This window comes from Actinoplanes sp. NPDC051861, assembly GCF_040681145.1.
Lineage (GTDB): Bacteria > Actinomycetota > Actinomycetes > Mycobacteriales > Micromonosporaceae > Actinoplanes.
The window spans coordinates 19,993-33,116 of sequence record NZ_JBFAYE010000007.1 but is presented as its reverse complement, the minus strand read 5'-3'; the positions used below and the strand labels follow the sequence as shown (position 1 = coordinate 33,116).

Genomic DNA, 13,124 nt, shown 5'->3' with positions numbered 1-13,124 from the left:
GGCGCCGATAATCTCGGGACCTGATGGCCGCCCCGCCCGATCCGGTGAGCCTGCCGCACGCCGCTGGTGTGCAGGCGGGCAGCAACAACACGCAGCACAACTATTTCGGGCAGCGCCGCGCGGTCACCTGGCCGCTGCGGGTGGGTGTGGTGCCGCGCCGGGCGCACGGCCGGCAGACCCGGCCCGCCGACCAGAGCCTCGCCGACGTCGGTGCCGGGCAGACGACTGTGGTTTGCCAGGTGGTGGCGGGGCTGGGCGGCGTCGGGAAGACCCAGCTGGCGGCGAACCTGGCCGAGCGGCTCTGGGCCGAGCAGGCGGTGGACCTGCTGGTCTGGGTCACCGCGACGTCCCGCACAAGCATTCTGTCCACATACGCACTGGCCGCCGGTGAGATCAGCGGCGTGGACGACCCCGACCCCCAGGCGGCGGCGACCCGCCTGCTCTCGTGGCTGGCCGGCACCGGCCGCCGCTGGCTGATCGTCCTCGACGACCTCACCAGCCCCGCCGACCTGACCGGGCTCTGGCCGCCGGAGACCCCGGCGGGCCGCACCGTCGTGACGACCCGGCGCCGCGACGCCGCGCTCCTGGCCGGCCGCGGTCTGGTGGACGTGGGTGTGTTCACTCCCGGTCAGGCCCTCACCTACCTGACCCGGCTGCTCGGCGACGACCCGGCCCGGCTGGCCTCCGCCGATCAGCTCGCGGCCGACCTCGGCCACCTTCCTCTGGCGTTGGCGCAGGCCGCGGCGTACATGCTCGACCAGGATCTCTCCTGCGGCGCCTACCGGGAGCGGCTCGCCCGGCACTCATTGGCCCGGCTGCACCCCGAGACGCTGCCCGACCAGCAGAGTCAGCCCGTCGGCCGGGCCTGGACCTTGTCCATCGAGGCCGCCGACGCCGCCACCGGGGGCCTCGCGACGGTCATCCTCCAGGTCGCCGCGTTCCTCGACCCCAACGGCATTCCCACCCAGTTGTTCACCACCGAGGCCGCGATGCGCCACTACGCGGCCGGCCTGGGAACGGAGGTGGACGCTGACGACGTCCAGGACGCGATCCGCGCGCTCCACCGGCTGAGCCTGATCGAGATGACCGGCCCGGCCGGCGAGGCGACCACGGCGGTCCGGATCCACGCCCTCGTCCAACGCGTCACCCGCGAGTCGACACCGGAACCGAACCGGCATCCGGTCACCCTGGCCGCGGCTGACGCCATGACGCAGATATGGCCGCCCGTCGAGCCCGACGCGGCGACCAGCCGCCTCGGGCAGCAGCTGCGCGCCAACACCGCCATGCTGGCGAACAACAGCGATCCGCTCCTCTGGCGCGCCGCCGACGGCAGCGGGAGCGCGCACGCGGTGCTGTACTCGGCCGGGAACAGTCTCGGGGAGATCGGCCTGGTCGCCGCGGCCCGCGCTCACTATCAACAGATGTACGCCACCGCCACCACGTTGTTCGGGCACGGCCACAAGGACATCCTCGCCATCCGGGCTCACCAGGCCAACTGGCAGGGTGAGGCCGGTGACGCGGCCGGCGCGGCAGCCGCGTTCGAGCGGCTGCTCGCCGACGACCTTCGGACCCACGGGCCCGATCACCCCAACACGCTCTCCACCCGCCACAGCCTCGCGGAGTGGCAGGGCCATGCCGGCAACGCCGCCGAGGCTGCGGACGCCCTCGAGGTGCTGGTCGCCGACGAGGTGCGGATCCACGGGCCTGATCACCCGCGTACCCTGACCACACGCCAGAACCTCGCACGCTGGCGAGTCGAGGCGGACGGCCCGGCGGGCGCACTGGCCGAATTGGAGCAGCTGGTTCTCGACTGCGCGCGGGTGAACGGGCCCGACCATCCGCACACCCTGACCGCTCGTGCCAACCTGGCGTTCTGCCGCGGTGAGGCCGGTGACGCGACCGGCGCGGCCGACGCATTCGAGGAGTTGCTCGCCGATCGTGTGCGCATCCTGGGACCGGACCACCCCGACACCCTCACCAATCGCGGCAACGCCGCCAGTTGGCGAGGGCAGGCCGGTGATCCAGCGGGCGCCGCCGCCGAGTTGGAGGCTGTGCTCCCCGACTTCCTGAGGATCCTCGGACCGGAACATCCACACACCCTCACCACACGTCACATCCTGGCGCAGTGCCGAGGGAGAGCCGGCGATCCAGCCGGCGCGGCAGCCGCGTTCGAACAGCTGCTCGCCGACAAGTTGCGGATCTTCGGCCCGGCCCACCCCGACATCAACGGCATCCAAACGGAGATCAACCTGTGGCGGCGCCGAGCCGATGCACGCTGATCCGGACGGCGCTGTTGAGCGCGTGAGCCTTCCGCACGCGGAAGGCGTGCAGGTGGGTGACCGGAACACGCAGCACAACTACTTCGGGCAGCGCGGCCCGGTGACCTGGCCGCGGCGGGTGGGTGTGGTTCCGCGCGCCGCGCACGGGCGGCAGCCACGGCCCGCCGACCGGGATCTCGCTGGGGTGGGTGCCGGCGGGACGGCCGTGGTCTGTCAGGTGGTGGCCGGGCTGGGTGGCGTCGGCAAGACACAGCTCGCGGCGAACCTGGCCGAGCGGCTCTGGTCCGAGGACGCGGTGGATCTGCTGGTCTGGGTCACCGCCACGTCCCGCACGAGCATCCTGTCCACGTACGCGCTGGCCGCCGGTGAGATCACCGGGTTCGACGACACCGACCCGGGGCAGGCGGCCGTCCGGCTGCTGTCGTGGCTGGCCGGCACCGAGCGGCGGTGGCTGGTCGTGCTCGACGACCTGTCCGATCCCGGCGATCTGACCGGGCTCTGGCCGCCGGACACCGCGACCGGGCGCACGGTCGTCACCACGCGGCGCCGGGACGCGGCCCTGCTCGCCGGGCGGCAACTCGTCGACGTCGGGGTGTTCACCGCCGAGCAGGCCGTCGCGTACCTCACCCGGCTTCTCGGCGACGACCCGGCACGACTCGGCGAGGCCGGTGAGCTCGCCGCCGACCTCGGGCACCTTCCGCTCGCCCTCGCGCAGGCCGCCGCGTACATGATCGATCAGGACCTGACCTGCGCCGCCTATCGGCACCGGCTCAGCCGCCACCCGCTCGTGCGCCTGCACCCGGAGGCGCTGCCCGACCAGCAGAGCGTGCCCGTCGCCCGGGCCTGGAACCTGTCCGTCGAGGCCGCCGGCGACCTGGCGCCGATCGTCCTGCGACTCGCCGCCGTCCTCGACCCCAACGGCATACCCGCCCGGCTCTTCACCACCCGCGCGGTGCTCGACCACTGCGTGGCACGCCTCGGGCACCCGGTGGACGCCGACCGGGTGCACGACACGCTGCGGGTGCTGCACCGGCTGAGCCTGGCCGACACCGACGCCGACACTGTCCGGGTCCACGCGCTCATCCAGCGTGTGGCCCGCGAGAGCACCCCCGAGCAGGAGCGTCAGCCGGTGGTGATCACGGCTGCCGACGCGATGCTGCGCCTGTGGCCGGACATCGAACGCGACCCGGCGACGAGGCGGCTGGGTCAGCGGCTGCGCGCCAACACCGTGGCGCTGGCCGAGCACCTCACGTCCATGCCCGACAGCGTGCAAACCGTGCTGTTCCGGGCCGGCAACAGCCTGGGTGAGATCGGCTTGGTGGCACTGGCCTGCGACTACTTCACCGTGATGGGGCGCGCCGCCCACCGGCGGTTCGGGCCGGATCACCCCGACACGTTGGCGGCGCGCCACAACGTGGCACGGTGGCAGGGCGAGGCAGGCGACGCGGCGGGTGCCGCCGCGGCGTACGAACAGTTGCTCGCCGACAGCCTGCGCGTGCTGGGGGCCGATCACCCGTACACGTTGAGCACCCGCGGCAATCTCGCTCGCTGGCGGGGCGAGGCGGGCGATCCGGCGCTCGCGGTCGCCGGCTTCGAGCGGCTGCTCACCGACCGCCTGCGCCTGCTCGGGCCGGACCACCCGCACACCTTCACCACCCGCAGCAGCCTCGCTCGCTGGCGCGGCCAGTCGGGCGATCCGGCCGGGGCGGCCGCCGCATTGGAACAGCTGCTCACCGACCGGCTGCGGGTCTTCGGGCCGGACCATCCGGGCACGCTCAGCACCCGCCACAACCTCGCCTACTGGACGGGCGAGGCAGGCGACGCGGGCGGTGCCGCGAGCGCGCTGGAACAGGTGCTCGCGGATCGCGTACGCGTCCTGGGCCCCGATCACCCGAGCACGCTGAGCACCCGGAACACGCTCGCCTACTGGCGTGGCCACGCCGGTGACGCGGCCGGGGCCGCCGCCGCGCTGGAACCGCTGCTCGCCGACCGGCTGCGCGTGCTCGGCCCGGACCACCCGCACACCTTCAACACGCGGGGCAATCTCGCACGCTGGAAGGGCCAGGCGGGCGACCCCGAGGGAGCCGCGGAGGCGTACGAGCAACTGCTCGCCGACCGGCTCCGGGTTCTCGGCCCCGACCACCCGGACACCCGGTCCACCAGGGCCGAGGCCGAATACTGGCGGGATCAGGCAGGCGCCTGACGCACCAGGGCCGCGGCGATCGAGCGGCCGTGGTCGGTCCACGGTTCGGGGCGCATGGTGCGCGGGTCCAGGCGTACGTTCACCCGCCGCCCCTCCGCGAACACCGTGTCGCCGTCCACGCTGGTGACCCGGAAGCGGTAGTCCGCACTGGAGCCGCCCAGTCGTTCCAGCCAGAAGTGGACCGCCACCTCGCCGGTCCCCCGCACCGGCAGGTGGAAGGTGATCGAGTACTCCCGGACCACGTTGAAGGCGTCCGGCGTGGTGGGCCGGCCGCCGGAGAACGAGACACCGCGCTCGGTCCACCAGAGCGTTATCGCGCGTTCGACGAGCACCGCGTAGCGCGAGTTGTGCAGCACCCCCATCGCGTCCAGGTCGTCGAAGTGCACGGGCAGGCGAACCACGTCGCCATGGGTGAGAACGGTGGTCACGGTTCCTCCGGAAGGATCGTCGGATCGGGGGCGAGGGCGTGCAGCTGGTCCAGCAGAGAGCGCTTGGCCTGCAGGAACGTCGCCTCCGCCCCCATCAGTGGCGCCTGCATGACGGCGCAGACGCCGAGTGACTCGGTCTGGTAGGCGAGCCGTCCCGGATCCACTCCGGGATCCAGCTCGCCCCGGTCGACCGCGTCGGCGGCCAGCGTGGTCAGGAAGGCCATCCACTCGCCCAGCACCTGCGCGAGCCGATCCCGGATCACTCCCGGCCGCGCGTTGAACTCGAACTGGGCGTTGGCGAAGAAGCATCCCCCGGGCAGGACACCGTCTTCGTAGAACCGCAGCCGGCTGAGGTGCACCGCCCACAGCCGGCGCACGCCGGCGGGCTCGCGCAGTGCCGGGCGGATCACCAGGTCCGTCCACTGCCGGCGGGCGTGCTCGATGACCGCCAGCTGGAGGGACTCCTTGGACCGCCAGTGCGCGAACAGCCCGGACTTGCTGACACCGAGCGCCTCGGCCACCTGGTTCAGCGACAGCCCGTCGAGCCCGGCCACGGTCGCGAGCAGCAGTGCCTGGTCCAGCACCGCGACGCGGGTCCGCTCCCCGCGGGCCAGCCTGCCGTCCGTCGTCATGCGTCGACCCTACAAAAAGACCGACCGGTCGTAAATATAATTGAGATCACTCCGGCCGAGGGATGACCAGCTCCCGCAGCGGGTCGCCGCCGTCGATGAAGAGACGCGCGCCTGCGGTGGTCACCAGTGCGAGCCGCCGCATCGCCGCACGCCCGGCCACCGGATGCCGCCCGTCCAGCGCACCGACCCGGACCGCGAACACCAGGTCGAACGGCTCCTCCCCGGCCAGCGGTTCGAGATCCTCCGCGGCGCACTGCCGTACGCTCATCCGCCCCGCCTCGATCTGCGCCGCCGATCCGGCCAGCGCCTGCGCGACGGCCGCCGCCGACCGGTCGATCGCAACGATGTGCCCGGTGGCCAGCCGGGCCGCCACCATTCGCGCCGCCACCCCCGGCCCGCAGCCGATCTCCAGCACCCGCGAGTCCGCCCGCAGCGGAAGCGCCTCCACGATCTCCAGCAGCCGAGCCGACATGGCCGCAGCGTAGCCGCCGGGGTTCCGTAACCTGGTCGCCGTGAGTGGCAACGACTTCTTCCGGGACGTGGCGCGGATCGCGCTCGCGGTCGCCGACAAGCACGGGTTCGTCCTCGGCGGCGGGGTCGCGTGGCTGGTGAACGGCCTGGTGGCGCGGCCGACCGAGGACGTCGACCTGTTCACCGACACCGCGGGTGGCGTGGAGGCGGCGGCCGGCGAGGTGACGGCGGCGCTGACCGCGGCCGGTTACCGGGTGGTGCGCGAGGAGGGCGACGAACTGTTCGCCGGGATGGACGCGGACATCCAGGAGTTCCTCGTCGCCGGTGAGCACCGGGCGCTGCGGCTGACGCTGTGCCGGCTGGACCGGCACCGCGCGCCGGTGGTGATGGACGTCGGACCGGTCATGCACCTGGACGACCTGGTCGCCACGAAGGTCGCGGCGCTGGTCAGCCGGCGCGAGGTGCGCGACTACATCGACGTCGCGGCGGCCCTCGAACGCTATCCGCTGGAGCAGGTCATGGAGCTGGCCCACGCGGCGGATCCGGCCCTCGACCCGGAGGACATCGCGGACGCGGGGCGCTATCTGGACCGGATCGACGACGCCCGGTTCGCGCTGTACGGCCTGGCCCGGGAGGCGATCGCCGAGCTTCGCGGCCGGCTGAAGGGATGGCCCCGCGACTGACCCGGTGCGGGCATGCACCATCGTGGGCCGCCGCCTGCCTACTGTCAGAGGCATGACGCCACGACCGACAGCCGACCCCAGCATCGGCGAACGCGTCCGGGCCCGCCGCCTGCTGCGCGGCTGGAGCATCCGGTTCGCCGCCAGCCGCGCCGGCGTGTCGCACACCACCTGGAGCCGGATCGAACGCGGTCATCTCGCCGCCGACAACCGTTTCATGCTCGCCGACCTGGCCACCGCGCTCGACTGCGCGCCCTCCGATCTCGCGGGTGCTCCGGTTCCGGCGACCGACCGGAACGTCGTCGCGGCGCACGCGGGGGTGCACGCGCTCCGGCAGGCACTCATCGACATCGATCCGGCCGAGCCCGCCGAGCGCACCGCGCCTCCTCTCGCGCAGCTCACCCGTACCCTCGCTCTGGTCGACACGCTCCGGCAGGCCTGCGGCTATGCGGGCGCGGCCCGGCTGCTGCCGGATCTGCTGCGGGACCTGCACGCGGCGTCCTCCGGGCCGGAGCGGGGCCAGGCGCTGCGGATGCTGTGCGACGCCACGTTCATCGCATCCTCGGTGCTTCGCAACCTCGGTCATCCGGCGGAGGCCTGGCTGGGCGCGGAACGCTGCCGGTCGGCGGCCGAGGCGACGGAGGATCAAATTCTTCTCGGGTACGCGGAATACGCGCGCGCCTGCGCGGCATCCGTCTGTGGTTCATGGCAGCGGGCACTCGCGCTCGGCACACGGGCGGTGGACGCTCTGCGGGGTTCCACCGGGCGGCCGGGCGGCGCCGAGCTGACCGGGACGCTGCAGTTGATGTGCGCGCACGCCTCCCGCGGCGCCCGCCGCCCGGACGACAGCCGCGCATGGGTCGCGGAGGCCACCGCGCTGGCCGCGACGAGCGGGGAGACGAGCACGATGGGCCTCTACTTCGGCCCGACCAACGTGGCGATCTGGTGCATCGGCATCGAGGTGGACGGCGACTCGCCGGGCCGCGCGGTCGAACTGGCCCGCGCGACGTCCCCGGCCGTGATCCCGGCCGGGTTCCGGCAGGTGTTCTTCTACGCGGACACCGCCCGCGCGCTGGCAAGGATGCGCGGCCGCGAGGAACAGGCGCTGCGGTTCCTGCTCACCGCCGAACGCGTCGCGCCGCAGCACATCCACACCTCAGCCGTGGCCCAGGAGACGACCCGGTCTCTGCTGGAACGGGCCCGCCGCGCGGCCGGTGGCACGGAGTTGCGGGGACTGTGTGCGCGGATGGGCGTCTAAAGGTTGCTCACCAGCAGAGTCCGGTCCTCGCGCACGATGAGCACCCGCCCGTCGGGCCCCGGCGCGATCTGTTCCGGCCGGGCGACACCCTCGTACACGTCGAGGGGTGTACGGGTGCAGCGCTGGTCACGGCATCGCCAGAGAACCTGCCGCCAGTAGGCCGGCGCGGTGCCGACGGTGATCTGGAAGCCGGTCGTGGGCCGGGTTCCCGGCTCGGCCTCGGCGGCGTAGAGGGTGGTGGGTGTCCGCGCGAGCCCGCCGGACTCCGCGGCCGCCCGGCCGGTGAGAAGCTGTTCGTCGAGGTCCCGCCGCAGCAGGCCGGTGTCCAGCGAGATCGCCGGGCCGCCCAGGGTGGCGGGCGGGAGCCAGGTGGCGCCGGGCGGGGCCGCGCTGGGGTCGGCGGTCCGAGGGTTGGCGCAGGTGACCGGATCACAGGTGATCTGGTGCAGGGAGTACCCGATCCACAGTGTGGCGAGCGGGCTGCCGTCGGGCGTGAGCGTCAGACGGGCCCGGCGGCCGTCGGGGTAGCCGTCGGCGGGGGTCCGGTCGATCGTGCCGACGTCGTGCCGCTGCGGCGCCGCGCACGGGACACCCGCACACCGGATCAGCGTGAGCCGGTAGCGGCGGCCGGCCGGGAACTCGTCGTCCGGATTCGCGGCGACGGTGCCCTTGGCGGGCGGAATCGGGATCGCCAGGAAGAACCAGACGGCACCGTCGGGCGCCGGTGCCACGGCGAGCTCGACCATGCCGCCCTCATCGTCGAACTCCTCCCGCGCCGACCGGCGGACCGGCACCCAGGCCTCGGGACAGCCGTCCCGGGTGCAGCGCGCGTAGTGCACGAACGGCCCGCCGTCACCCACCCCGCCGGAGATGGCCGCCTTGGCGACCGTTCCGTCCGCTCCGATGGCGGCCGCACCGTGGACGTCCCACAGAGCCGGCCCGCCCGTCTGGCCGGTGTAGCGGTCGCACAGGTCGGTGTCGCAGAACCGGACACCCATGGTCGTCACCATCACCGGATGCTGCCCGGCCGGCCAGGCGACGGCGGCGGCCCCGCCGGCGGGCCCCTCGTCGGTGGTGATCACCGGGGCGCCGAGGGGGTTGGCCACCGCCACGCCGCCCGAGAGCAGCAGCGGCACGATCAGCACCGCGACCGCCGGCCAGACCCGCCCGGCCTTGTCCGCCGCCACCGGCTCGCCCGCCTTGTCCGCCTCTGCCGGCTCGCCCGCTTTGTCCGCCCCTGCCGGCTCGCCCGCTCTGTCCGCCGCGCCGCTCGCGAGGGACGGCAGCGGGTCGGCCTGGAGGGCGACGATGCCGGCGGTCGCGGTGAGGGACACGACCAGGACGATGATGTTCGCCGGTGCGGCGAGGATCTGCGGCACGACGCGGCCGGCGATCCAGGCCAGGAGCAGCGCCAGGCCGTACCCGCCGAGCACCACACCGGCGACCGCGGACCAGCGCGGTCTGGAGGTGACGAGTTCGAGCAGGACACGGGCCGAGCCGAGAGCCAGGATGGCGATGAAGAGGACGACGCCGGCCATGTTGCGCAGCACCCACAGGGCGGCGAACGCGACGGCGACGGCCAGCAGGTGACCGAAGGAGAGCATCGGCAGGCGGCCGAGCGCGCTGCGGACCGGGCGGTCCGGATCGGGACCGGCCAGGGCCAGCACGCCGGCGGCCAGAGCGACCAGGCAGCAGACGGGCGCCAGGACGGCTCGGAGCCACTCCTGGGCGGAGGCGCCGTCGTCGAGCGTGACGACACCGTCGAGCAGCAGGGTGTGGTCGCGGCCGGCGCTCAGGTCCAGCGCGAGGAAGGCGACCAACATCACGGCCAGGGCCGGTGCCTGCGCGGTGAGCAGCCGGCGGCGACGGGTCAGTGCCAGCTCCCAGCCACCCACGACGGCGTCGAAGAGGCCGTGCGGCGCGGTCGGTGACGAGGACATCGGGCCAGGATAGGGCTGACATGATCTTGTCGCGACCCCGCCCGTTGACGTGAACCCGGCTTGAGGTTCTACGGTCCGGGCATGACGATGACCGACGCTGAGCTGGCCGGGCAACCGGCGGCGTACTGGACCGGGGTCGCCTACGAGGCCCTGATCGCCTACACCCGCGCGCGGCAGGCCGACCACGGGTTCACCCAGCCGCAGTTCTGGCTGCTGCGCAACCTGTCCGCGCACGATCTCTCCCCCGACGGCCGGGGGCGCACCGTCGACGAGCTGCGGCGGGCCATGCGCGGATACCTACGGCCGGAGGACGACCTCGCGGCCGAGGCGGAGGTGCTGGTCGAGCGCGGATGGCTGCGGGTCGGCGAGGACGACGGCCTGCTGTGGATCACCGAGGCCGGCGAGGCCGCCCGTCTCGATCTCAAGGCCTGCGCACCCCAAATCCGCAGTGAGATCCACGCCGGTGTCGACGACGCCGACTACGTGACGGCGCTCAAGGTGCTCCAGCGGATGATCCGCAACACCGCCGGGGTGGCGGGAAGCGGGTAGTTTCGAGACGCCCCGGCGGTACCGCCCGGGACCGGTACGGCAGCGAGGGGGAAGCGATGGTGCCGGCCGCGGGGGCCGTCCTGGCGGCGCTGCTGACCGCCGCGCCCGTGTCGCAGCAGGCGCCGGACGCGGTGTGCCCGGTCACGGACGATCGGCTGACCGAGATCTCCGGGCTCACCACCGACCAGAACGGGTACGTGGTGATCAACGACGGCGTCGACGAGTCCTCCGGGCGGCGCATCTTCTTCCTGGACCGGCGCTGCCGGGTGAAGAAGACCGTGTCCTACCCGTCCCGGCCGCGCGACACCGAGGATCTCGCCCGCGGGCCGGACGGGACGCTGTGGGTCGGCGACATCGGTGACAACAGCCGTGACCGGGCCACGATCGCGCTGTGGCGGCTGGCGCCCGGGGCGAAGAAGCCCACGCTGCTGCGGATGTCCTATCCGGACGGCGCCCACGACGCGGAGGCTCTGCTGATCGCGGCGGACGGCACGCCGGTCGTGGTGACCAAGGACCCGATGACGGCCGGGATCTACGTGCCCACCGCGCAGCTGTCGGCCGAGAAGACCACACCGCTGCGGCGGGCCGGCGACGTCGCGATCCCGGTGACCGGGACCAGCAACCCGTTCGGGCTGCCCGGCACGCTCGTGGTGACGGGCGGCGCGACCAGCGCGGACGGGCGGCGAGCTGTGCTCCGCACGTACGCTGACGCCTTTGATTTCGATGTTCCCGACGGCGACCTGGTGCGGGCGCTCAGCGAGGGCAAGCCGACGGTGATCGCCCTGCCGGACGAACCGCAGGGCGAGTCGGTGGCCTACAGCGCCGACGGCACCTCGCTGCTGACGATCTCCGAGGTCACCGGCGACAGCAAGAGCGCCGACCTGTTGAGATATCCCCTGCCGGAGCCGGTCGCCGCTCCCGCACCGACCTCCTCGGCACCGCCCGCCCCCGCGCCCGCCTCCTCGGCACCGGCCGCGCTCGAACCCGTCAAGGACAGCGACGGCCTCCCGATCGGCCTCATAGTGGCCGGCGTCGGCCTGCTCCTCGCCGCCGGCGCGCTCGGCATCGTGGTCGCCCGCCGCCGCTAGGGATCATCCCAGGTTGAAGGCGCTCACCAGGGCGCGCAGTTCCTCGGCGGTGCGAGCCACCTCGGCGCTGGCCAGGTTGGTCTGGCCGGTGCCGGCGACGGCGATGGAGCTGGCCCGCGCGACCTCGGCGATGCTGGTCGCGATGCGGCTGCTGCCCACCGAGACCTCGTTGATGCTGCGGCTCATCTCGGCCGTGGTGGCGGTCTGCTCCTCGACCGCGCTGGCGATCGTCGTCTGATAGTCGTTGATCTTCGCGATCACCTCGCTCACCCGGCTGATCACCTCGACGGCCGCCCCGGTGTCCTGCTGGATCGCGGCGACCCGGCTGCTGATGTCCTCGGTGGCCCGAGCCGTCTCCTGGGCCAGGTCCTTGACCTCGCTGGCCACCACCGCGAAGCCCTTGCCCTGCTCACCGGCCCGCGCCGCCTCAATCGTGGCGTTGAGCGCGAGCAGGTTGGTCTGCTCGGCGATCTGCGTGATCAGCTTGACCACGTTGCCGATCTCCGCGGACGAGTCCCCCAGCTGTTCGATCCGCTTGGTGGCGAGGGCGGCCTCGGTGACCGCCTGCCCGGCGATCTGAGCGGCGTGGTTGGTGTTCTCCGAGATCTCCCGGATCGAGACGCCCATCTCCTCGCTGCCCGCCGCCACCGTCTGCACGTTGCGCGAGATCTCCTCGGCCTCGCTGGACGCGGCCGCCGTCTGCCGGTCGCTGTCGTGCGCCGCTCCGGCGATCTCCTGACTGGTGGCGGAGAGCTCAGTGGCCGCACCGGCGAGGGTGTCGGCGTTGGCGGCCAGCCGCTGCATCGCCGTCTGGATGCTGTCCAGGGCGCGGTCCAGCTCGGAGGCCATCGTGCCCAGCTCGTCCTTGGCGGTGATCCGCGTCCGGCGGGTGAGGTCACCTCCCGCCAGCGCGCCGACCACCGCGCCGACCTCGCGGACCGGGCCCAGGATCGACCGGGCCAGCGGGATCGAGAGCAGCACCAGCGTCAGCAGACCGGCCACGGCCAGCGCCAGCATCCACCAGCGTGCCGAGGTCTTGGTCGACGCCATCTCGGCCTGACGGTCCACGATCGCCGCGTCGATGTCCTCGTGAATGGCGCCGATCTGGTCGTCGACAACGCCGTTCTGCTCGGCGATCGACTCGTAGCGCCCGGCGACGCTGGCCCGGTCCTTCTGCGCGTCACCGACGAACTGGGTGACGAAGTCGTTGAAGTCCCGGACCGGCCCGTCCAGCGCCCGGATCGACTCGCTCAGCGGCCCCAGGTCGTACCGGGTGGCCGCCTCGAGTGCCTCGGTTGCCGAGACCACGTCGTCGGCGGCGTCGCCGGTCACGTCCTCGCCGTAGGCCGCCCGGTACCCGTCGACCTTGAGCTCGCTCTCCCGGGTGTCGAGGTGGTTGAGCGCGGCCTTGGTCACCGTGTACGCGTTCAGCGTCTCCTGCTTGCTCGTCAGCTGTTCCTGGGACCAGATACCGATGCCGGTCAGCGCGGCGGCGACCAGGACACCGGTCACCACCATCGACGACAAGCGCTGGTTGACGCTCAGGTCGGCAAGACGAGGCATACCGTTCACTTCGGCGCCCAAACCACGGGACTT

At 73.0% G+C, this 13,124-nt stretch carries 11 protein-coding genes; 6 read left to right on the top strand and 5 right to left on the bottom strand.

Annotation, left to right across the window (positions count from 1 at the left end; translation table 11 throughout):
* The first annotated feature begins 23 nt into the window (after positions 1 to 23).
* Both AB0M02_RS20805 and AB0M02_RS20800 read left to right on the top strand, forming a co-directional pair.
* Positions 24 to 2,279 carry a tetratricopeptide repeat protein gene (locus AB0M02_RS20805; protein ID WP_364229031.1) on the top strand — a complete coding sequence of 752 codons (2,256 nt, stop codon included), beginning with the start codon at positions 24 to 26 and terminating at the stop codon, positions 2,277 to 2,279.
* A 22-nt stretch (positions 2,280 to 2,301) separates the two neighbouring features.
* Positions 2,302 to 4,482 (top strand): tetratricopeptide repeat protein, encoded by a 2,181-nt coding sequence (locus AB0M02_RS20800; protein ID WP_364229029.1) that lies wholly within the window; start codon positions 2,302 to 2,304, stop codon positions 4,480 to 4,482.
* On the opposite strand, the gene AB0M02_RS20795 is transcribed toward AB0M02_RS20800, so the two are convergent.
* Genes AB0M02_RS20795 through AB0M02_RS20785 form a run of 3 tightly spaced genes read right to left on the bottom strand, consistent with a single transcriptional unit; the run spans position 4,467 to position 6,014 of the window.
* Entirely contained in the window at positions 4,467 to 4,910 is a 444-nt protein-coding gene (locus tag AB0M02_RS20795) for a hotdog domain-containing protein (protein WP_364229027.1), read from the bottom strand. The two genes, AB0M02_RS20800 and AB0M02_RS20795, sit on opposite strands and share 16 nt — an antisense overlap.
* Positions 4,907 to 5,542 carry a TetR/AcrR family transcriptional regulator gene (locus AB0M02_RS20790; RefSeq protein ID WP_364229025.1) on the bottom strand — a complete coding sequence of 212 codons (636 nt, stop codon included), beginning with the start codon at positions 5,540 to 5,542 and terminating at the stop codon, positions 4,907 to 4,909. Before AB0M02_RS20790 ends, AB0M02_RS20795 begins: the two co-directional genes overlap by 4 nt.
* Positions 5,543 to 5,588: 46 nt before the next feature.
* A complete protein-coding gene (locus AB0M02_RS20785) occupies positions 5,589 to 6,014 on the bottom strand; it encodes a class I SAM-dependent methyltransferase (RefSeq protein ID WP_364229023.1) in 426 nt (141 codons plus the stop codon).
* 40 nt (positions 6,015 to 6,054) lie between these two features.
* Between AB0M02_RS20785 and AB0M02_RS20780 the strand changes: the two genes are divergently transcribed.
* Together AB0M02_RS20780 and AB0M02_RS20775 are read left to right on the top strand one after the other, a co-directional pair.
* Positions 6,055 to 6,696: a nucleotidyl transferase AbiEii/AbiGii toxin family protein gene (locus AB0M02_RS20780; RefSeq protein WP_364229021.1), complete on the top strand. Its 642-nt coding sequence runs from the start codon at positions 6,055 to 6,057 to the stop codon at positions 6,694 to 6,696.
* 52 nt (positions 6,697 to 6,748) lie between these two features.
* On the top strand, positions 6,749 to 7,951 hold the full coding sequence (locus AB0M02_RS20775) for a helix-turn-helix domain-containing protein (RefSeq protein WP_364229019.1): 1,203 nt from the start codon (positions 6,749 to 6,751) through the stop codon (positions 7,949 to 7,951).
* Here the strand turns inward: AB0M02_RS20775 and AB0M02_RS20770 are convergent.
* Entirely contained in the window at positions 7,948 to 9,891 is a 1,944-nt protein-coding gene (locus tag AB0M02_RS20770; protein ID WP_364229017.1) for a hypothetical protein, read from the bottom strand. The two genes, AB0M02_RS20775 and AB0M02_RS20770, sit on opposite strands and share 4 nt — an antisense overlap.
* A gap of 81 nt (positions 9,892 to 9,972) precedes the next feature.
* Here AB0M02_RS20770 and AB0M02_RS20765 point away from each other — a divergent pair, with 81 nt between their 5' ends.
* Together AB0M02_RS20765 and AB0M02_RS20760 are read left to right on the top strand one after the other, a co-directional pair.
* The gene (locus tag AB0M02_RS20765; RefSeq protein ID WP_364229015.1) at positions 9,973 to 10,440 is read left to right on the top strand and encodes a MarR family winged helix-turn-helix transcriptional regulator; all 468 of its coding nucleotides are present in this window, start codon (positions 9,973 to 9,975) and stop codon (positions 10,438 to 10,440) included.
* Positions 10,441 to 10,496: 56 nt separating this feature from the next.
* Positions 10,497 to 11,528 carry a hypothetical protein gene (locus tag AB0M02_RS20760; protein WP_364229013.1) on the top strand — a complete coding sequence of 344 codons (1,032 nt, stop codon included), beginning with the start codon at positions 10,497 to 10,499 and terminating at the stop codon, positions 11,526 to 11,528.
* A gap of 3 nt (positions 11,529 to 11,531) precedes the next feature.
* On the opposite strand, the gene AB0M02_RS20755 is transcribed toward AB0M02_RS20760, so the two are convergent.
* Positions 11,532 to 13,091, bottom strand: a complete 1,560-nt coding sequence (locus tag AB0M02_RS20755) for a methyl-accepting chemotaxis protein (RefSeq protein WP_364229011.1) — start codon at positions 13,089 to 13,091, stop codon at positions 11,532 to 11,534.
* Positions 13,092 to 13,124 lie beyond the last annotated feature (33 nt).